Here is a 19,814-nt window from a genome sequence, read left to right as displayed (position 1 = left end):
ACCGCGCCGCTCGCCGGCTCGTTCATGGATACGCTCCCTCCTTCGCCGCCGCGGCGGCCCGCGATGCGCGCGCCGCGTCCCGCCGGTCGGCGTACAGCGCCCAGGAGATGACCAGCAGGCCCAGGCACAGGATGCTGATCTGGACGCGCTGGACGACGCCGAGCCACTGCCCCAGGTACATCGCGACGAGCGTGCCCAGCGCGGACACCGACTCGGCGAGCGCCAGCAGCCACCCCCAGCGGGCGAGCGCCGGCCACCACCCGTACCGGCGGGCGGCCAGCGACAGGAGCAGCAGCGCGGCGACACCGCAGACGATCACCGCGCTGCTGGTCACCGAGTGGAACTCGTGGGAGAACGACACGTGCTCGGAGCGCTCCCGCAGCGCGCACCACGTCTCCAGGCTGGGGGCGCAGTCCAGCGGGAAGGACGCGTCCCCGATCGCGCACACGCCGAACAGCCCGAGGAACGTCCATCCGGCCGTGGCGAGGGGCCTGCGGGTGAGCCTGCGGAGCGTCTCGGCCGCCACCAGGATCGACAGCAGCCCGGTGACCAGGTCGCCCGCGCTGTAGACGAGGTGGTAGGGCTGGTCGGACGCCGACAGCTCGCTGACGTAGCCGTTGAAGAAGTCGAGCTTGGGACTGAGGACGTTCTCCAACACGAACGTCGAGTAGGTGACCGCCGCGACGGCCGCGAGGACGATCACGCGCATGGGGACGGTGCCCGGCCCGTCCCGTACGTCAGAGTCCACCGGCCCCCCTCACGCCGCCTGATCGCGCCGCGCCCGTCGCGCGCCGCGGCCACGCCGCTCGGTCCTGCCCGCCCCGCCCAGTATCGACGAAGATCGGCGGCGGCGGCGCCCGGGGCCGGGATTGGGGTGAATCCGCTGGCAGTGTCCGTGGACGGGCGCCGGTGCTCCGCTGACGGAGAAGTTGACGTCCCGTAGTCGTTGTACAAGAGACGGACCGTCAACGATGATGTCCAGGCGATTTGCCTGAATCGTCCGTTGACCAGCCTTTGCCCACACCGGGTGAGGGGTATCAATTCGGCATGAACCTGTCCCAAAGGGTTGAATGGGGGTGTCCCTGGAACATCTGATCACCGTCCGTGACGACGCGCCGGGGTGCGCTTCCCCCGCTGACAGCAAGGAGTACCAACACGTGACACTGGTGAACGACGCGGCTCCCGCGGTGCGATCCACCGGTCGCAAGTTCCGCGCCTTCACGGCGAAGCACCTGGACGAGCTCACCGCTCGCGCAGGGTTGTCCCCGGAGCAGCGGCTCGCGACCCGGGCGGTGGCGACGGTCCTGCCCTTCCGGACGAACGCCTACGTCATCGAGGAGCTCATCGACTGGTCGGCCGCGCCCGACGACCCGATCTACCGGCTCGTCTTCCCGCAGGCGGACATGCTCCCCGCCGAGGACGTCGCCCACCTGTCGGACCTGCTGCGCCGCGACGCGCCCAAGGCCGAGATCGAGGCCGCCGCGCACCACGTGCGGATGAAGCTGAACCCGCACCCCGCCGGCCAGATGGAGCTGAACGTCCCCTCCTTCGGCGACGGCAAGATCCCCGGCATGCAGCACAAGTACGACGAGACGGTGCTGTACTTCCCCAAGCAGGGCCAGACGTGCCATGCGTACTGCACGTACTGCTTCCGCTGGGCCCAGTTCGTCGGCGAGGCCGACCTGAAGATGGCCGGCGACGACGTCACCCAGCTGCGCGACTACCTCGTCTCCCATCCCGAGGTGACCAGCGTCCTGTTCACCGGCGGCGACGCCATGATCATGGGCGAGCCGGTGCTGCGCCGCTACATCGAGCCGCTGCTCGACCTCGAACAGCTCGAATCCATCCGGATCGGGACCAAGTCGCTCGCCTACTGGCCGCAGAAGTTCGTCACCGACCCGGACGCCGACGACATGCTCCGCCTGTTCGAGCAGGTCGTGGAGTCGGGCAAGAACCTCGCGTTCATGGCGCACTTCTCCCACCCGCGCGAGCTCGAACCCCTCATGGTCACCGAGGCGTGCCGCCGCATCCGCGACACCGGCGCGGTCATCCGCACCCAGGCCCCGCTCATCCGCACGATCAACGACGACGCCAAGACGTGGGAGACCATGTGGCGCGCCCAGACGCGGATGGGCCTCGTCCCGTACTACATGTTCGTCGAGCGGGACACCGGGCCGCAGGACTACTTCGCGGTGCCGCTCGCCCGGGCGTACGAGATCTTCCGGGACGCCTACAAGAACGTCTCCGGCCTGGCCCGGACCGTCCGGGGCCCGTCCATGTCGGCGACGCCCGGCAAGGTCTGCGTGGACGGCGTGGTCGACCTGTTCGACCAGAAGGTCTTCGCCCTGCACTTCATCCAGTGCCGCGACGCCGACCTGGTGGGCAAGCCCTTCTACGCCCAGTACGACCCGAACGCGGTCTGGCTGGACGACCTGAAGCCGGCCTTCGCCGACCGCTTCCCCTGGGAGACGTGACCGGCCGCCGGGGCCGGACGCGCACCGAGTGCGCGGCCGGCCCCGGCTGAGCACCGCCGGGCGCCCGGACGCCCCCGTGTCCGGGCCGCGCGGCTCACCGCAGGTGGCGGGCGAGGCACAGGCAGGAGGCGAGCGCGGCTCCGCCGCACAGCACCATGACCCGGCCGGGCGGCAGGAGCTCGCCCAGGGCGCCCGCCGCCGCGATGCCGGCCGCCTGCCCGGTCATGAGGCCGCTGCCGTACAGGCCGATCGCCTGCCCCCGGATCTCCTCCGGCACCGCGTCCACGAGGCGGCGCTGGACGGCCAGCTCGTAGCCGAGCCCGAACGTCCCCGCGGCCATCAGCGCGCACGCCGCCGCCGGGCCCGGCCCGAAGGCGAACAGCAGGAGGGGCGCGCCGGTCAGCATGGCCAGCGGCAGGGTGAGCCGCTCCCGCAGGTGCGGGCGGACCAGCCGGCCCGCCGCGAAGTTCCCGGCGAACATCCCGGCCGCGGCGGCGGACAGCATCAATCCAGCCGCGTCCGCGCTCCCGTGCGCCCCGGCGTACGGGACCGCGATCCCCTCCGCCCCGACCGACAGCGAGATCGGCAGCCAGCCCGCCAGGAGCGGCCCGCGCGTGGTGCGGCCGCCGAGGAGGCGCCGGTTGGTCCGCCAGGTGTCGCGCGCCATGCCCGCCGACGGCGCCCGGGACACCGCGGGGACGTCCGGGAGCCGGAAGCGGGCGAGCACCGTGGCGAGCGCCGCGCTCGCCGCCGCGAGCCACAGCGTCCCGGACGGGGTGAGCGTCGACAGCAGCAGCCCGCCCGCCGCCTGGCCGGTGATCTGGGCGCCCGCGCTCGTCATCGTGAACAGCGACCGGCCGAGTACGTAGCCGTCCCCGGGGAGCAGCGCGGGCAGCCGGGCCTGGACGGTCGCGCCGCCGACCGGGGCGAACAGCCCGGCCGCGACGAGGAGTGCCATGATCGCCGGCACCGGGAGGCCGCCCACCGCGAGGACGGCCGTGACCGCGAGGCGCAGCAGGTGGTAGCCGGTGAGCAGCCGCCGGGGAGGGACCCGGTCCGCGAGCGACAGCAGCAGCGCGCCGCCCACCGCGTACGGGAGCATGCCGGCGGCGAAGACGAGCGCCGCCGTGACGGGCGAGCCGGTCCGCTCGAACGTCTGGACGGACAGCGCGATCGTCCGGACCGAGTCGCCGGCCACCTGGAGCGTCTGCAGGGAGAACAGCGTCCGGAACTCGGGGACGGCGAACACGTCGCGGTACCGCGCGGGCGCGGCGGAGGGGGCGGTCATGCCGCGACTCTGCGGCGGCCGGCGCCGTCGGCGACAATGTTTCGGGGAGGAGCGAAACGTGTACCGCATCGAGGTCGGCCCCGGGGACCTCGCGGCCAGCCGGTTCGGGATCGCGCCGCTGATCGAGGCGCACAGCGCGCTCGGCCTGGTGGCGGGGCGGATGCCGGTCGGGCCGCTCGGGCCGTGGGTGGAGCGCGCCCGCCCCGCCTACCGGCGGATCGCGGGCGACCCGGCCGTGCGCGCGCTCGCCTTCCTGCGGCGCCCGGCCGGGTACATGGCCGACTTCGTCGTCCCGCCGCCCGCCCGGCCGAACCTCACCGTCGCCGAGCAGCTGGCGACCGTCCGGGCCACGCCGCTCGACCAGGCGCGCCGGGAGATCGCCCGCAACCTGGAGGGGCTGCCGGAACCGGACGCCGCGATCCGGGACGTCCTGGAGGCACCCGACATGGTGGAGCGGCTCGCCGCCGGCCTGGAGACCGTGTGGCGCGCCCTGGTGGAACCGGACTGGGCGGTGGTGCGCTCGATCCTGGAACGCGACATCGTGCACCGCGCGGGGCGGCTCGCCGCCTACGGCTGGGCCGAGGCGCTGGACGGCCTGTCCCGCCAGGTGCGCTGGCGGGACGGCGTCATCGAGGCCGGCATCAGCGGCGACGCCACCTACCGGCTGGGCGGCGCCGGGCTGATGTTCGTGCCCGTGGTCTTCTCCGAGCTCGGCGCCGCGCTCGAACAGGACTGGCCGTACACGCTGATGTACCGGGCCAGGGGAGTGGCGGCCCTCTGGGAGAGCCGCGCGCCGCGCGGCGAGGACGCCCTCGCCCGGCTGGTCGGCCGCACGCGGGCCGAGCTGCTGCGCCTGCTCGCGGAGCCGGCCACCACCACCTGGCTCAGCGCCCGGATGCGCATGAGCGTCGGCGGGATCGGCGACCATCTCGCGGTGCTGCGCGGGTCGGGGCTCGTCACGCGGGAGCGCAGCGGCCGCTCGGTCCTCTACCGCCGGACGGCGGTCGGGGACGTGCTCGCCGGCGGCTCCCCTCCGGCGTAGCCGGCCGGGGAAGCCGCCGCGACGCGGGACGGGCGGGTCAGGTGCCGTAGACGGCGACGATCGTCGCGCGGGCCAGCGTGTGCGCCGTGATGTTGAAGCCGACGACGGCCGGGGACGTGTCGGAGCCGAGCCCGAGCGACTCCACGTCCAGCGCGTGGACGGTGAACACGTAGCGGTGCGGGTCGCCGGGCGGCGGGGCGGCGCCGCCGAACGCCTTCACGCCGTAGTCGTTGCGGGCGTGCACACCGATCTTGGAGTCCTCGGTGCCGGCGCCGGTGGGCAGCTCGGTCACGTCGGCCGGGATGTCGAACAGGCACCAGTGCCAGAAACCGCTGCCGGTCGGCGCGTCCGGGTCATAGCAGGTCACGGCGAAGCTCTTGGTCTCGGCGGGGAACCCCGACCAGCTCAGGTGCGGGGACTTGTTGCCGCCGCTGAACCCCCAGTCGTCGAAGACGTGCTCGTCCGGGAGCCGCTCGCCGTCGGCGATGTCCTCGCTGGTGACCGTGAACGACGGGACTTCGGGCAGGTACTCGCTCGGAAGCGGCGGCTTGGCCATGGCGACCTCCTACATCGTCTTGTGCTGTCCCTCCATCTCTATCAGGGCGATCAGGTCTTGACCGCGCCCATCGTGAACCCGGTGACGAAACGGTCCAGGAACAGGTTGAACAGGAACGCGATCGGCACCGCCGTGATCACCGTGGACGCCTGCAGCGACTGCCAGAAGAACACGTCCCCGCGGACGAGCTGGGTCGGCACACCGGTGCTGACCACCATCTCCGGGCTCGCCGACACGAACGCCAGCGCGTACACGAACTCGCTGGACGTGAGCGTGAAGCTGAACACGACGACCGCGACGATCCCCGGGAAGACCAGCGGCAGGACGGTCCGCACGAACGCGCCGAGGCGGCTGTAGCCGTCCACCATGGCCTGCTCCTCGACGTCCTTCGGCACGGCCTTCAGGAATCCGATCAGCAGCCAGACCGACACCGGAACCGTGATCGTCGGATACACGACGATCATCGACCAGAGCGTGTCCTCCAGGTGCAGCGCCACCACGACGCGGGTCAGCGACAGGAACAGCAGCGACGGCGGCACCAGGTACACCATGAAGATCGCGATGCCCATCGGCGTGCCCCACGGCCGGTCCAGCCGGGCCAGCGAGTACGCGGCGGGCAGCGCGAGCACCAGCGTGATCGCCACCACCGCCGCGCCCACGATCAGCGTGTTGACCACGAACGTCAGGAACGGGGTGTCGGTGAACAGGAACGTGATGTGGTCGGGCGTCGCCGGCTTGTTGAAGAAGAACGGGTTGCTCTCGGGGTCGTAGAGGTCCTGGTTCTGCTTGAACGCGCTGATCACGCTCCACAGGAACGGCAGCGCGCACACCAGCGCGGCCAGGACCGCCGCCGCGTACACCCCGCAGCGCGCCGCCACGTGCCGCCGCGCGTACCTGCGCCGCAGCGCGACGACGTCGGTGCTCATTGGCCCTCCAATCGGCGGACGGCGCGCAGGATCGCGATCGCGCCGGCGAGCAGCAGCGGGAACAGGAACAGCGCGATCGCCGCGCCCTGCCCGACGTCCCCGCCCTCAATGCCGCGGAAGTACGCCCACGACGCGAGGACGTCCGTCGAGTGCGTCGGGCCGCCGCGCGTCAGCACGTACGGGACGGTCATGTCGGTGAACGTCATGATCGCGCCGAACAGCCCGGCGACGGCGATGACCGGGAGCGTCAGCGGGATCGTCACCTCGAACATCCGCCGCCAGAACCCGGCGCCGTCGATCCGCGCCGCCTCGTCGATGTCGCGGGGGATCGCGACCAGCCCGGCCATCACGATCACCGCGGCGAGCGGGGTCAGCCGCCACGTCTGCACGGCGATCACCGACGCCATCGCCGTCCCCGGCTTCCCGAGCCACACCACGTTCCCGTCGATCAGCCCGAGGTGGCGGAGCACCCAGTCGGCCGGCGAGTAGATCGAGTCGAGGAACCACAGCCACGAGATCGTCGACAGCGCCACCGGCGTCGTCCACGGCAGCAGCACCAGGAACCGGACGAACCACTTCCCGCGGAAGTCGGCGACCAGGATGTTGGCGAGGATCTTCCCGAACAGGACGATCAGCACCATGCTCACCAGCGTGAAGATCAGCGTGTTGCGGAGCGCCCGCCAGAACACCCCGTCGCCGAACACCGCGTCGAAGTTCTGGAACCCCACCCAGTCGAAGGACGGGTCGCCGGTCGTCACGTCCGAGAACGCGAACGCGATGGCCAGCAGGAACGGGATCCCGACCAGCGCGATGATGTAGACGACCGACGGGAGCAGCATCGCCCAGGCCAGGAACCCCTCCCGGTCGGCGAGGCCCGCCCGCCCGCGCGGCGCCTCCACCGCGACCGGTTCCGGGCCCGTCCGCGTGCGGGTCATGCCGGCCCGCCGATCGGCACGGGCGCCCGCCGGGCGCCGGTCTCGGCGTCGAAGAACCGGAACCGGCCGGACGGCACCGCGAACTCGTGCGTCTCCCCGGCCTCCAGCGGCGTGCCCACGGTCGCGGGCAGCCGGGCGATGACGCGGGTCTCCGCGCCGATGCCCGTCACCGTCCCGTACACGTGCCGGTCGCCGGACAGGTACTCCATCCGCTCGACCTGCAGCGGCATCGTCACCCGCTCCGCCGCGGCGACGTTCTCGGCGGGCAGCAGGTGCTCGGGGCGGAACCCCACCAGCACCCCGTCCCGCTCGACCAGGTTCATCGGCGGCGACCCGATGAACGTCGCGACGAACGTGTCGGACGGGTCGTCGTACACCTCCTGCGGCGTCCCGACCTGCCGGACGCGGCCGTGCTCCAGCACCGCGATCCGGTCGCCGAGCCCCATCGCCTCCGCCTGGTCGTGCGTGACGTAGATCGTGGTGGTGCCGACCCGCTCCTGGAAGCGCTTCAGCTCGTCCCGCGCCGTCGCCCGCATCTTCGCGTCGAGGTTGGACAGCGGCTCGTCCAGCAGGAAGACCGCCGGATCCCGGACGAGCGCCCGCGCCAGCGCCACCCGCTGCCGCTCACCGCCCGACAGCTGCCGCGGCTTGCGGCGCAGCAGCGGCTCGATCTCCAGCAGCTCCGCCGCCCAGCGCGCCTTCTTCTCCCGCTCGCCGCGCTCCATGCCCTCGGCCCGCAGCGGGAAGATGATGTTGTCCATCACCGTCTTGTGCGGGTACAGCGCGTACGACTGGAACACCATCGCGATCTGCCGGACCCGGGGCGGGAGGCCGTTCACGACGCTCCCGCCGATCAGCACCTCGCCCTCGGTGGGCTGCTCCAGGCCCGCGATCGTGCGCAGCAGCGTGGTCTTCCCGCACCCGGACGGCCCGAGCAGGACCAGGTACTCGCCGGGCTCCGCGGCCAGGTCGACCCCGTCCAGCGCGCGCACCGACGCGCCCCGCGCGTGCCGCGACCCCCTCCGCCGGGCCCGCACGTGCCCGTCGAAGGTCTTCACCAGCCCCTTGACCTCTACGGTGTTCAAAGCCTCGCCTCCGCTCGGCGGCGGGCGGGCGCTTCACGCGGCGCCTTGCCCCGTCGCTCCGGTCGCTCGTTCCTCGATTGCCGCGCTCTCGGTCGTGGCGCTCTCGGTTCAGGCGCCTCAGCCCGGGCGCCGGGCGCCGGGCGCCCGCCCGTGCCCGCGCGGGCTCAACCGCCCACGAGGCCGCGGCCGCGCCAGTTCTTGAAGATCGCCTCGGCGCGGTCGTGGGCGTCGGCGACGGCCTGCTTCGGGGACGCCTGGCCGCGGGCGGCGCGGCCGAACATCGTCGGCAGCACGTTGGTGTTGAAGATCTCGCCGATCGCCGGGTTGGACGGGCCCGGGTAGCCGATGTTCGCGCTCCACGACGTCGCCGTCTTCAGCAGGCTCAGCTTGTTCGCCGGTTTCGCGCCCCACGGGTCGTTGTCGAGCCAGCCGTTGAGCTGCGGGACGAGCGACGGCCACCCCGGCAGGTCGTACAGCTCCGAGTAGTACGACACCGACGGGAAGTTCGCCGTGTAGTGCAGCAGGAACTCCTTCGCCGCGTCCGGGTTCGCCGCGTACTTCGGCACGATCCACTGCTGGATGACGTGCTGCGCGGCCATCGCCGCCTTCGGCCCGCGCAGCGCCGGCACGAAGAAGATGTCGTCGCCGATCGTCCGGTTGGTGCCCATCGCGGTGCGCCACGCCGAGATCGAGTTGAGGATGTAGGACGACTTCCCGGCGATGAGCGCCTGGTTGTTGGACGCCGGCGTCCACGAGAAGACCTCGCTGGTCTCGGCCTCCTTGAACAGCCGCGCCATGTACTCGACGGCCGCGACGGTGGCGTCGGAGTTCAGCACGACCTTCTCGTCCTGGTCCTGGACGGACCCGCCGAACGACCACAGCAGCGCCCGCGCGGCCATGTTGGAGTCGGTCTCCGGCGACAGCCCTATGCCGCACGGCACCCCGGTCTGCTTCTTGATCTCGGCGGCGCCGCGCAGCAGGTCGTCCCAGCTGGTCGGGCCGTTCGGCATGCCGGCCTTCTGCCACATCGACTTGCGGTAGTCGCCGGGGTCGGGCGCCCAGCCGGGGCAGTAGGCGTAGAACTTCTTGGTGTTGGGGTTGTAGCTCGACTTGCGGCACAGCTCCAGCTGCTGCCCCCAGCGCCGGTTGGCCTCCTGCACCACGTCGGTCATGTCGAGGACGGACGGCTCGTACTGCGAGAACGGCGCGATGTGCTGGATGAGGTCGTGGCCGCGCCCGGCCTGGATCTCCGAGGCGGCGCGGCGCGGGACGTCCACCGTGTTGATGTGGTCGACCCGGACCTCGACCCCGACCTTCTCCCCCCAGTCGGAGAGGAACTTGTCGAACCACTTGTCGTGCCGGGGCACGAAGTGGCTCCACATCAGGATGCTGAGCGAGCCGCTCAGCTTCTTCGCGGGGGCGGTGAACACCTCCTTCGGGGCGTTGCCGGTGTTCTTCGCCTGGGGGCCGCTGGACTCGCTGGCGCATGCCGCCAGGAGACCGTAACCACCCGCTGCGAGCGCCGTGGAGGATAGGAAGCCGCGTCTGCTCAGCCGCTCGGCCATGGGGGTCTCCCTCGCCGCTGAAGGTCTCCCCTCGAAGGTAGATCGGCTGGGCGGCCCCATCCAGAGACGATCCGGTAACTCTGCGTCACTCTGGCCCCACCGGCACCACCGGCCCCAGCGGTGCCGCCGCGTTACCGCCCTGTTACCGGTTTCGGGCGTCCCATTTCCGGAGCCCGCCTCCCGGCGGCCTACTTCCCGGTGGCCTCGGTGTAGGCGGCGATGACCTCTTCGGGGTCGCCGTCCATGTGCATCCGGCCCTCGTCGATCCAGATGACGCGGTCGCACATCTCCTTGACCGTGTCGAGCTGGTGGGCGACGAGGAACACCGCGCCGGCCTCCTTGCGCAGCTCGTCGATCCGGGCCTTGCTCTTGCGCCGGAACTTGGCGTCGCCGGTGGCGAGGGCCTCGTCGATCAGCAGCACGTCGTGGGTCTTCGCCGCGGCGATCGCGAACCGGAGCCGCGCCCCCATGCCGGACGAGTACGTCCGCATCGGGTACTGGATGAAGCCCTCCTTGAGCCCGGCGAAGTTCACGATCTCCTGGTACTTGGCCCTGGTCTCCGCCTGGGTCATGCCCATGGCCAGGCAGCCGAGGACGATGTTGCGCTCGCCCGTGAGGTCCTTCATCAGGGCGGCGTTCACACCCAGCAGGGACGGCTGCCCGTCGGTGTAGACGCCGCCGCGGTGCGGGGGCAGCAGCCCGGCGATGGCCTTCAGCAGCGTCGACTTGCCGGAGCCGTTGGTGCCGATGATGCCGATCGCCTCGCCCCGGTAGGCGACGAACGACAGGCCCCTGATCGCGTGGACCTCGGTCATCGTGGGGCGGTGCCGCCGGAGGACGATGCGCGAGAACGCGCTCGCGGCGTTGCCCTTGCCGCCCGCCCCGTACACCCGGTACACGATGTGCAGGTCGTCCACGACGACGATCGGCTCGCGGGACGGGTCGATCTGCACCGGGTTGGTGGCTGGGTCCATGCGCACCTTCGTGTCAGCCACGGCCGTATCGCTCCTCGGCACGGTAGAAGTACATGAATCCGCCGACCAGCATCACCGCCGCCCAGAGTACGGCGTACAGCCAGAGCTGGCCCGTCGCGTGTATGCCCAGCTTGTTCTCGACATGGTCGCGATACTCGCCGAGGAGCATGTGCCGGCTCAACTCGACGTACACGTATGCCGGATTGGCCTTCAGCAGCTCGGCGAGGAACGGGTATTCGGCGAGCTTCGAGCCGGGCTTCATCAGCGTCGGGAGGCTGAAGATGACGCCGGACATGTAGAGCCACGTCCGCATGACGAACGGCAGCAGCTGCGTGATGTCGCGGTTGAAGGCGCCCAGCCGCGCCATCACCATGCTGATGCCCACGTTGAACATGAGCTGCAGCGCCACCACGGGGATGAACAGCACCATGTCGAGGCTCAGCGGCTCACCGAACGCGAAGATGATCGCGAACAGCACGATCAGGGACAGCAGGAGCTGCTGGAACTCGACGATCGCGATCGCCAGCGGCAGCGTGGCGCGCGGGAAGTGCAGGGCCCGGATCAGCGAGAGGTTGTTGCCGACCGACTTCGCCCCCGAGGTGATGGACCGCTGCGTGAAGCCGAAGAGGAAGACTCCGGTCACGAGGAAGGGGATGAAGTCGGGCAGGCCGCGGCTGGTGTCCAGCAGCAGCCCGAAGATCAGGTAGTACACCGCCGCGTTGAGGAGCGGCGTCAACAGCTGCCATACCTGCCCGAGCCGCGAGTCGGTGTACATCGAGATGTTCTTGGCGGATGCGAACGCCCAGATGAAGTTCCGGCGAGCCCACACATCCTGGATGTACTTGCGCAGCGGGGGGCGCGCAGCGCTCTGCCTCAGCCCGTGTCGTGCGGCGTAGTCGGCCAGGGTCTCGTTCACGTGGAAAGGCTCCGCGATCGTGTCGACCGACTCGCCACCCGGGGAACCGAGCCGTTCCGGGTGACTCATGTCGCGAAGCCTATTGCAGTCGATGAGTCGAGAGTGACGTTCGCCCGCATGTGACCCCCGATTTGAGATCTTTACGGAATCATGTCGCCGTCCCTGGGGATACCCCGGACATGCGGGTCAACCACTCACGGAGCAGGATCCTGCCGTCACGGTCCGTCATACGGCGTCGTCACGAGCCGGTCCCCGCGCACCGCTCCGGGCCGCTGCTCAGGAGGCTCGGGCGGGTCGACCGGTGGGCGTTCGACCGGGTGGCGGCCGCGCGGCTGCGCGGCCTCGAGTACGTCCTGCCCCGCCTGTCGCGGATCGCCGACCACGGCGTGCTGTGGTTCACGACCGCGGGAGTGATGGGAATCACGGGCCGGCCCCGGCTGCGGCGCGCGGCGCTGCGCGGCTCGATCGCGGTCGCGGTGGCGAGCCCGGCCGTGAACCTGATCGGCAAGCAGGCGTTCCGCCGCAAGCGCCCCGTCGTGGACCTGGTGCCGCCGATCCGGATCCGCTGGAAGCTGCCGACCTCGCACGCGTTCCCGTCCGGCCACTCGGCGTCCGCCGCGGCGTTCGCGGCGGGCGTCGCGCTGGAGGCGCCGCGCCGGGTCGCGGTCCCGGTCGCGGCGGCGGCCGCGGCGGTGGCGTTCTCCCGCGTCTACACCGGCGCGCACTACCCGGGCGACGTCCTCGCCGGGCTCGGGGTCGGCGCGCTCGCGGCGTTCGGGACGCGCACGCTGTGGCCGGCCCGCCCGCCGGTGGCCGCGGCCGGGAGCGGCGGTGCGCGGGCGGAGGTCGCCGGCGACGGGCGCGGCCTGGTCGTCGTCGGCAACACCGGTGCGGGCGGCGGCGAGGCGGCCGCCGGGATCTCGCTGCCGGGGCGCCCGGAGGTGGCGCTCGCGCTGCTCGAACGGGAGCTGCCGGCCGCGGAGGTCGTCCGCCTGGAGCCGGACGACGACATCGACAAGGCGTTCGACGAGGCGGCCGGGCGGGCCGGGGCGCTGGCGGTCGTCGGCGGCGACGGCACCGTGAACGCGGCCGCGCGGGCGGCGCTGAAGCACGGCGTCCCGCTGCTGGTCGTCCCCGGCGGGACCCTGGACCACTTCGCCCGCGCGCTCGGCATCGAGTCGGCGGCGGAGGCGATCACCGCGTACCGGGGCGGCCGGCTCGGCCGGGTGGACGTCGCCTACGTCGCACCGGTGGCCGGCGGCCCGGACCGCGACGAGGAGCACCCGTTCCTCAACACCGCCGGCTTCGGCGCCTACACCGAGCTGGTGGACCGGCGCGAGAGGCTGCGGAAGCGGATCGGCAAGTGGCCGGCGCTCGCGGTGGCCGCCGTCCGGACGCTGCGGCACGCCGAGCCGGTCGAGCTGCTGGTGGACGGCCACCGGATGCGGGTCTGGCTGGCGTTCGTCGGCAACTGCGTGTTCGGCTCGCGGGGCGCCGCCCCGACCTGGCGCGGCCGGCTGGACGACGGGCGGCTCGACGTCCGGATGGTGACCACGGGGCGGCGCGTCCCCCGGGTCCGCGCGGTCGCCGCGGTCCTCGCCGGGCACCTGCACGTCACCCCCGGCTACCGGGAGTGGCGCACGAGCGGACTGGAGGTCGTCGCCCCGGACGGCGAGCTGCGGCTGGCGCGCGACGGCGAGGTCGCGACGCTGCCCGCGGCGGTGCGGTTCGGCAAGCGCCCCGGCGCCCTCGCGGTGTTCCTCCCCGCGGACTAGCGGGCGGACGGCACGTCACGATCGGCGCCCGGGTTGGTCGGGCGCCGGTCTTGTTCCGGTAAAGGGGTGGGAGTCGGCCCCGGAGGGACGGCAGGGTCCGGTGCAGGATCCCGGTGGGGGATCTTCGGGGGGTGAGTCGTGGGACGGACCCGGCCGGGCCGGTGCCGTCGCAGCCGCCAGCGGCAGCTGCGGCGCTGCGTCCGGCAGTGGTGGCCGATCGTGGCGGGGGCGCTCGCGACGACCGGGCTGCTGCTCGGCGCCTACCTGGAGGTCCCGCGCGAGCGGGGGGCGTCGGCGGCGCAGGCCGTCCCCGGCCGTCCCGTGCCCGGCCGGCCGGACGCGGCGCCGCCGCGGCGGCCCATGAGCACCTACACGACGCGGTTCAAGCCGGGGGAGCCGCGCGTCCGCAACATCGAGCTGGCGGCGCGGATCCTGGACGGGCACATCGTGGAGCCGAGGACGACGTTCTCCTTCAACGACGTCGTCGGGCCGCGCGTCAGGAGCCGCGGGTACGTGCCGGCGCCCGCCATCATGGGGGCGCGGCTGGTGAAGGACGTGGGCGGCGGCATCTGCCAGGTGTCCACGACGCTGTTCAACGCCGTGTTCCGGGCCGGGCTCGACATCCGCGAGTCGCGCGCGCACACGATGTGGATGCCGGAGTACCCGGAGGGGCGGGAGGCCGCGGTGTCCTATCCGCAGCTCGATTTCACGTGGAAGAACGACACCGACGCCCCCGTGCGGATCCAGGTGACCTACACGGGGTCGTCGCTGACGGTGAACCTGTGGGGCGAGCGCAAGTACGACGTGCGGTCGCGGACGTCCGAGCGGTACGGGTTCAAGCCGTACCGGACGGGCGTCGGGCGGGGCCGCAAGTGCGTCCCCATGGCCGGCCGGGAGGGCTTCGAGATCGACGTCTGGCGGACGCTGTACTCCGGGGGCCGCAAGGTGCGCCGTGAGAGGTTCCACACCGAGTACCGCCCGCAGCCGAAGGTGACGTGCGTCTGACCCGGCGGCCCGCCACGCGGCGGCCGGGTCGCCGCGTGGCAGTGTGAGGGTATGGAGGGAACAGTCGAACTGGGGCCGGAGGACGGGCGGCTGCTGCTCAGGACGGGCCGCAGCGGGCTCGGCCGGCGGGCGGGGCACGACCTGACGATCGAGGCCACCCGGTGGACGGCGCGGGTCGAGGCCCGCGAGCCGCCGGACGCGTCGTCGGTCGAGGTCGCCGTCGGCGTGGACGGGCTGGAGGTCCGGGAGGGGACGGGCGGCGCGCTGCCGCTCACCGACCAGGACCGCGCGGACATCAGGAGGAACCTGCGCAAGATCCTTGATACCGGGCGGTATCCGGAGGTCGTGTTCGTCTCGACGGCGATCGGCGAGGACTTCGTCGAGGGCGACCTGACGATCATGGGGCGGACGAAGCCGGTGCGGATCCGCGCCTCGCGCGACGGCGACCGCGTGCGGGGCGCCGCCACGGTGACGCAGACCCGCTGGGGCGTCAAGCCGTACTCGGCGTTCTTCGGCGCGCTGCGGCTCGCCGACGACGTCGAGGTCGAGTTCGACCTCAGGCTCCCCGCCTAGCGCGGGCCGCGCGGGCGAACTGGTCGTCCAGGCTGCGCGGGAACGGCAGCATGCGGTGGCGCTCGCGCCAGGGCGCGAACTGGCGGACGGTGTTGAAACCGGCCGCGGTGATGATCCGGTCGACGTTCGCGCCTGGTCTGTGGGCGGGGTAGATGTCGAGATGCGCGATCCCTGCGGGAAGGTCGTGCGGTCTTTGGGGCGACACCAGGGTCATGGGGGGAGCGACCCTCTCGGCGGACGCCATGTCCTGCGCATAGGCGATGAGTTCCAGGATCTCTGCCTCGGGGCCGCTGTGGACGATGAGCCAGCCGTCCACGTCGATCGGTTCCGATGGGGGATCGGTGAGGGTGAGCGGTGAGACTTCGTCCGATACCTCGCGCAGGTAGGCGTCGTGGGCCGGGGCCAGGGGTTCCAGGACGAAGGTGCGGTCGAAACGCGGAGGGTCGGCGGGGAGGAGCGGCCGGTAGGCGTCCCAGCGCAGCAGCCGGGCCAGATGCGTGACCCTCGTGCCGGGCGGGAAGCGGGTGAGCTCGCCCTTGAGCCCGGCGGGGAACGCGTCCACGACCACCTCGTCCGGTGCGAGGCCCGCGGCGCTCTCCACGACCTGCCAGCCGCCCGCGACACGCGGATCACGCGCGAACGGCGACCCCGTCACCACGGTCACGGGGCCGTCCGGCGACAACGTGTGCAGGGCGGACCGGAGCCGCGTCAGATGGCCCAGCCCGTCCCCGGCCGCGTAGCAGACGATCATCGGGGCGGCGGCCGGTCACCGGGCCGCGCCGAGGACGGCCAGGTACCCGGCGGTCTCGGCGGCGGGCGTGAAGTCGCGGCGGACCCGCTCCGCGCCCGCCGCGCCCAGCTTCGCCAGCTCCTCGGCGCCCGCCCGCGCGGCCCGGTCGACCGCCGCCCGGCAGGCGTGCGCGTCCCCGGCCGGGAACGTGAACCCGATCTCGTCGTCCACCAGGTCGGCGAGCCCGCCGCCGTCCGACGCGAGCAGCGGCACGCCGAGCGCCGCCGCCTCCAGCGCGACGTTCGGCATCCCGTCGTAGAACGACGGCAGGGCGACCAGGTCGCAGCTCGCGTAGACGGCCGGGAGGTCGTAGCGGTCCATGAACGGCAGGAACGAGTGGGGGACGTCGCGCCCGGCCAGCCATTCCCGCACCGACTCCTCGACCTCGCCGACCAGCAGCAGGTGGAACCGGTCGGCGCGGCCCGACGCGGCGAGCGCGTCGAGGAGGAACCCGACGCCCTTCTTGACCTTGAGCTGCCCGATGAGGCCGATCGTGCGGCGGCCCGGCGCGACGTTCCCCTCCCGCCACGCCTCGCCCTTGGCCCGCTCGGACGGCAGGATCCGCCACTGCGCGGTGTCGACGCTGTTCGCCACGAACGCGACGGGGACGTCCGGGGCGAGCGCCGCCACCAGCGGCGCGTGCGACCGGGCAACGACGCAGACGCGGGACGAGGCGCGCAGCGCGTCCGCCAGCACCCCGCGCCGCCGCATCGAGAACACGCCGACGTCGATGTCGTTGCCGCGCAGCAGCGTGACCAGCGGCGCGTCCAGCAGCGCCGACAGGACGGGCGCCGCGAGCATCGCGTACACGCCGCCGAACGCGACCACATGGCTGTAGCCCGCCGGGTTCTCGGCGTTGATCGTCGTCCACAGCCGGCGCAGCGCGTGCTCGGAGTCGTCCCCGAGCGGGGCGGTCAGCAGCCGCCCGCCGTGCTCGCGCCGCACGCCCCACGGGCGGGCGCGGCGGGTCAGGTGGGCGACGTCGAGCTCGACGCCCGCGCCGCGCAGCCCCCGCACGATCCGGTCGCACGACTGCGCCATGCCGCCGCGGCTCGGCGGGTAGTGCTCGGTGAGCCACAGGACGCGCGGCATCAGCTGTCCACGAACCCGGTGTCGTCGTCCGGCCCCCAGTCGCCCCCGTACGAGAAGTCGTCACCCGGGTTGAACGCCCCGCGGTCGTACTCGTCGAACGCCGAGTACCAGTACACGTCGTTGTAGGCCTCGGAGCTGCTCCGGTAGTAGCGGCGCCGGTACCCGCCCGCCCACGCCGGGTGGTGCGGGTCCTGCGTCCCGTACCCCTGCGCGGCCGCGCACTCTGGGCACAGCCCGCCCTGCGCGGCGTGCGCGGCGCAGACGGCGCGGCGGCACTGCGGGCAGGACGCCACCGCGGCCTGGCCGCAGCGTCCCAGCACGAAGAATCCGGTCGTCACACCGCAGCGGGTCACTTGGTCCTCCTCGCGGCCGCCGCGCCGGGCGGCGTCCATCGGAACGGCTCCGTCGACACCTGCAGGATCAGGTCGACCAGCCCCTGGTCCTCCCGCGGGCCGGGGAACTTCCCGCTCGCCCGGATCACCGTCCGCCTGCCCTGCTTGACCTGGACCCGGACCCAGCCGGGCGGCGGCGACGGGGGCCGCTGGACGACCGCGTCCTTCGGCAGCCGCCGGGTGACCCGCACCAGCTGCACCGTCTTCGACTTGCTCTTGAGCTTGATCTTCCCGCGCGGGTTCCGCTTGCGGTAGGTGCGCCTGCGCACCCGGTCGGTCACCACGACGTCCAGGACGCTGCCGTCGCGCAGCTGCGCCCGCATCCGCAGCCACGGATCGAACGCGTACCACTGCTTCAGCCCGGAGATCGGCGGGCGGGAGGGCAGCGACTGCTTCGGGCCGTTCTTCTCCGGGACCTGCGCGCCGCGCATGTCCGCCGCCACGGCCAGCACCCCGTCCGGCGCCATGTCGGCGGCGAGCACCCGCAGCATCGGCACGAGCACCCCCGGGACGCGCTGGTGCAGCCGCCACTTCTTCCGCCTCACCACCGCGCCGTGGCCCGCGATGCTCGCGATCACCGGCTCCCACTCGTCCCGCGGCAGCGAGACGGAGAAGCCCTTCTCCAGCGTCAGCGACCTGTGCAGCGGATGGAACCGCGCGATGGCGGCCTTCTGCTTACGCCAGAACATGACATCCCACCTATCGGTCCAGCGTGCGGTAGACCTCGGCCAGCCGGGCGCGCGACCGCGCCCAGGTCAGGCTCTCCTCGATGTGCTCGCGGCCCCTCCGCCCCATCGCGGCGGCCTCGTCCGGGTACTCCAGCAGGATGCGCACGGCCCGGGCCAGCTCGGCGGGGCGGTCGGCCGGGACCAGCCGCCCGTGCTCGCCGTCCGCCATCAGCTCGCGCACCGCCGGCAGGTCCGAGGCGACGACCGGGACGCCCGCGGCCATCGACTCGATCACCTTCAGCGGCGCGCAGCCCTGGTCCAGGTTGCGGGCGCAGCCGGTCAGCGGCGCCACCGACGCCTCGGCGTGCGCCAGCCACGCGGCGACCTCGTGGTGCGGCAGCGTGAACCGCCAGTCGACCCGCTCGGCGACCCCGAGCCGCTCGGCCAGCCGCCGCGCCGGTTTCGCCCGCCGCTCCGGGACGGACGCGCAGACCACCAGCCGCAGCCCGGGCAGGTCGGCGAGCCGGGCGAACGCCCGCATCAGCACGTCCAGCCCCTGCCACGGTTGCAGGGCGCCGACATAGATGACATACCGTTCAGGCGCGTCGGCCGGGCGTTCGGTTTCACGGGGAACGTCGGCGCCGTTCGGGACCAGGTGGATCCGGTCGCCGGGCACGCCCCGCTCCCGGACGGCCTCGCCGATCACCCGCGACGGCACCACGACCGCGTCGCTGCGCTCCAGGCAGAACCGCTCCAGCTCGCGGATCTTGCCCAGCGTGCTCGGCGCCGCCCACGGCCACGTGTGGCTCATCTCGATGGACGGCAGGCCGTTGACCTCGTACACGACCTTGTGGCGGCGCCCGTCCGCGACCGCCGGGAGCGCGCTCCACGGATCCCGGACGTGGCAGACCTCCAGGGTCTCCCAGTGCGGCGCCAGATGGTGCGCGACCCACTCGGAGAACGCCTCGGCCCGGTCGATCAGGTTGGGGATCCGCGCGTCGAACCGCGCGATCTCCCGCGTCCCCTCGCGCTGGTAGCGGGGCAGGCCGCCACCGCCGATCACGCCGAGGAGCCCGCCGCCGTACCGCGCGAACAGCTCGTCGGCCATCTGCGCGATGTGCACCGCCGACCCTTTGCTGGACGGGAACCGGTCGAACGCGACATAGGCCGCCCTATGCCTCACCCGACCCGCACCTCCTCCACCGTCCGCAGTGCCCGATGCCAGGCGATCTGGTCGTCGAGCCCTTCCGCGAGGCCGATCGCGGGCGTCCAGCCCAGGAGCCGCCGGGCGCGCCCGATGTCGGCCCACGTCCGGGACGCGTCCCCGGCCACCGGCGTCTCCCGCCGGATCTCCGCCCGGACGCCGAGGGCGCCGGTCAGCATGGCGACCGCGTCCCGCACGGCCACATGCTCCTGATGACCGACGTTGATGGCGATACCGGGCGGCAGCTCCTCGGCCGCCGCCGCGAGCGTCGCGATGACGACGTCCCTGACATGGGTGAAGCTGCGCGACCTGAGCCCGTCCCCGAACACGGGCAGCGGACGCCCGTCCAGCGCCGCCTCCACGAACCGGTGGAACGCCATGTCGGGCCGCTGCCGGGGCCCGTAGACGGAGAAGTACCTGAGCAGCACGGTGCGCAGCCCGGCCTCCGCCGCCAGCCCGGCGAGCCGCTCCACCTCGGCCTTGCTGACCGCGTAGGGGCTCTCGGGCCGCAGCGGGTCGTCCTCCCGGTTCGGCCTGCGCCCCGCCGACCCGTA

20 protein-coding genes are annotated in these 19,814 nt (G+C 72.7%); 5 read left to right on the top strand and 15 right to left on the bottom strand.

Annotation, left to right across the window (positions count from 1 at the left end; translation table 11 throughout):
* Positions 1 to 22 precede the first annotated feature (22 nt).
* Complete coding sequence (locus ACIWVC_RS24445; protein ID WP_396447302.1) at positions 23 to 748, bottom strand: DUF998 domain-containing protein; 726 nt, start codon at positions 746 to 748, stop codon at positions 23 to 25.
* A 409-nt stretch (positions 749 to 1,157) separates the two neighbouring features.
* Here ACIWVC_RS24445 and ACIWVC_RS24440 point away from each other — a divergent pair, with 409 nt between their 5' ends.
* Positions 1,158 to 2,474, top strand: coding sequence for a KamA family radical SAM protein (locus tag ACIWVC_RS24440; protein WP_396447301.1), 1,317 nt, complete (start codon positions 1,158 to 1,160; stop codon positions 2,472 to 2,474).
* 94 nt (positions 2,475 to 2,568) lie between these two features.
* Here the strand turns inward: ACIWVC_RS24440 and ACIWVC_RS24435 are convergent, their stop codons facing one another.
* Positions 2,569 to 3,762 (bottom strand): MFS transporter, encoded by a 1,194-nt coding sequence (locus ACIWVC_RS24435; protein WP_396447300.1) that lies wholly within the window; start codon positions 3,760 to 3,762, stop codon positions 2,569 to 2,571.
* 58 nt (positions 3,763 to 3,820) lie between these two features.
* Between ACIWVC_RS24435 and ACIWVC_RS24430 the strand changes: the two genes are divergently transcribed.
* Positions 3,821 to 4,804 (top strand): ArsR/SmtB family transcription factor, encoded by a 984-nt coding sequence (locus ACIWVC_RS24430; RefSeq protein ID WP_396447299.1) that lies wholly within the window; start codon positions 3,821 to 3,823, stop codon positions 4,802 to 4,804.
* A 37-nt stretch (positions 4,805 to 4,841) separates the two neighbouring features.
* On the opposite strand, the gene ACIWVC_RS24425 is transcribed toward ACIWVC_RS24430, so the two are convergent.
* The 7 genes from ACIWVC_RS24425 to ACIWVC_RS24395 all read right to left on the bottom strand — a co-directional run bounded on the left by ACIWVC_RS24425 (position 4,842) and on the right by ACIWVC_RS24395 (position 11,830).
* Positions 4,842 to 5,360, bottom strand: a complete 519-nt coding sequence (locus ACIWVC_RS24425; protein ID WP_396447297.1) for a YbhB/YbcL family Raf kinase inhibitor-like protein — start codon at positions 5,358 to 5,360, stop codon at positions 4,842 to 4,844.
* A 50-nt stretch (positions 5,361 to 5,410) separates the two neighbouring features.
* The gene (locus tag ACIWVC_RS24420) at positions 5,411 to 6,286 is read right to left on the bottom strand and encodes a carbohydrate ABC transporter permease (protein WP_396447296.1); all 876 of its coding nucleotides are present in this window, start codon (positions 6,284 to 6,286) and stop codon (positions 5,411 to 5,413) included.
* Complete coding sequence (locus ACIWVC_RS24415; protein WP_396447295.1) at positions 6,283 to 7,221, bottom strand: carbohydrate ABC transporter permease; 939 nt, start codon at positions 7,219 to 7,221, stop codon at positions 6,283 to 6,285. The genes ACIWVC_RS24420 and ACIWVC_RS24415 overlap by 4 nt, the downstream gene beginning before the upstream one ends.
* Entirely contained in the window at positions 7,218 to 8,306 is a 1,089-nt protein-coding gene (locus tag ACIWVC_RS24410) for an ABC transporter ATP-binding protein (RefSeq protein ID WP_396447294.1), read from the bottom strand. Before ACIWVC_RS24410 ends, ACIWVC_RS24415 begins: the two co-directional genes overlap by 4 nt.
* 164 nt (positions 8,307 to 8,470) lie before the next feature.
* On the bottom strand, positions 8,471 to 9,871 hold the full coding sequence (locus ACIWVC_RS24405) for an ABC transporter substrate-binding protein (RefSeq protein ID WP_396447293.1): 1,401 nt from the start codon (positions 9,869 to 9,871) through the stop codon (positions 8,471 to 8,473).
* Between the two features lie 188 nt (positions 9,872 to 10,059).
* On the bottom strand, positions 10,060 to 10,845 hold the full coding sequence (locus ACIWVC_RS24400) for an ABC transporter ATP-binding protein (RefSeq protein WP_396447317.1): 786 nt from the start codon (positions 10,843 to 10,845) through the stop codon (positions 10,060 to 10,062).
* 13 nt (positions 10,846 to 10,858) lie between these two features.
* Entirely contained in the window at positions 10,859 to 11,830 is a 972-nt protein-coding gene (locus ACIWVC_RS24395) for an ABC transporter permease (RefSeq protein ID WP_396447292.1), read from the bottom strand.
* Between the two features lie 110 nt (positions 11,831 to 11,940).
* On the opposite strand from ACIWVC_RS24395, the gene ACIWVC_RS24390 reads away from it, so the two are divergent.
* The 3 genes from ACIWVC_RS24390 (at position 11,941) to ACIWVC_RS24380 (ending at position 15,114) form a co-directional block, all read left to right on the top strand.
* On the top strand, positions 11,941 to 13,536 hold the full coding sequence (locus tag ACIWVC_RS24390) for a bifunctional phosphatase PAP2/diacylglycerol kinase family protein (protein WP_396447291.1): 1,596 nt from the start codon (positions 11,941 to 11,943) through the stop codon (positions 13,534 to 13,536).
* A 219-nt stretch (positions 13,537 to 13,755) separates the two neighbouring features.
* Positions 13,756 to 14,541: a VanW family protein gene (locus ACIWVC_RS24385; protein WP_396454615.1), complete on the top strand. Its 786-nt coding sequence runs from the start codon at positions 13,756 to 13,758 to the stop codon at positions 14,539 to 14,541.
* 51 nt (positions 14,542 to 14,592) lie between these two features.
* Complete coding sequence (locus tag ACIWVC_RS24380) at positions 14,593 to 15,114, top strand: YceI family protein (RefSeq protein WP_396447289.1); 522 nt, start codon at positions 14,593 to 14,595, stop codon at positions 15,112 to 15,114.
* Here ACIWVC_RS24380 and ACIWVC_RS24375 read toward each other — a convergent pair.
* The 6 genes from ACIWVC_RS24375 to ACIWVC_RS24350 all read right to left on the bottom strand — a co-directional run.
* A complete protein-coding gene (locus ACIWVC_RS24375) occupies positions 15,098 to 15,778 on the bottom strand; it encodes a hypothetical protein (protein WP_396447288.1) in 681 nt (226 codons plus the stop codon). The two genes, ACIWVC_RS24380 and ACIWVC_RS24375, sit on opposite strands and share 17 nt — an antisense overlap.
* 102 nt (positions 15,779 to 15,880) lie before the next feature.
* Positions 15,881 to 16,996, bottom strand: a complete 1,116-nt coding sequence (locus ACIWVC_RS24370; RefSeq protein WP_396447287.1) for a glycosyltransferase family 4 protein — start codon at positions 16,994 to 16,996, stop codon at positions 15,881 to 15,883.
* The gene (locus ACIWVC_RS24365) at positions 16,996 to 17,349 is read right to left on the bottom strand and encodes a hypothetical protein (protein ID WP_396447286.1); all 354 of its coding nucleotides are present in this window, start codon (positions 17,347 to 17,349) and stop codon (positions 16,996 to 16,998) included. Before ACIWVC_RS24365 ends, ACIWVC_RS24370 begins: the two co-directional genes overlap by 1 nt.
* On the bottom strand, positions 17,346 to 18,077 hold the full coding sequence (locus ACIWVC_RS24360; protein ID WP_396447284.1) for a hypothetical protein: 732 nt from the start codon (positions 18,075 to 18,077) through the stop codon (positions 17,346 to 17,348). The genes ACIWVC_RS24365 and ACIWVC_RS24360 overlap by 4 nt, the downstream gene beginning before the upstream one ends.
* 10 nt (positions 18,078 to 18,087) lie before the next feature.
* A complete protein-coding gene (locus ACIWVC_RS24355) occupies positions 18,088 to 19,239 on the bottom strand; it encodes a glycosyltransferase family 4 protein (RefSeq protein ID WP_396447283.1) in 1,152 nt (383 codons plus the stop codon).
* A partial coding sequence (locus tag ACIWVC_RS24350; RefSeq protein WP_396454614.1) for an NAD-dependent epimerase/dehydratase family protein occupies positions 19,236 to 19,814 on the bottom strand: 579 nt, incomplete at its 5' end. The genes ACIWVC_RS24355 and ACIWVC_RS24350, both read right to left, overlap by 4 nt.

Source organism: Actinomadura sp., assembly GCF_044508335.1.
Taxonomy (GTDB): domain Bacteria; phylum Actinomycetota; class Actinomycetes; order Streptosporangiales; family Streptosporangiaceae; genus Spirillospora.
Note: the sequence above shows the minus strand (reverse complement) of the source record. Positions and strands in the feature narration are given on the sequence as shown.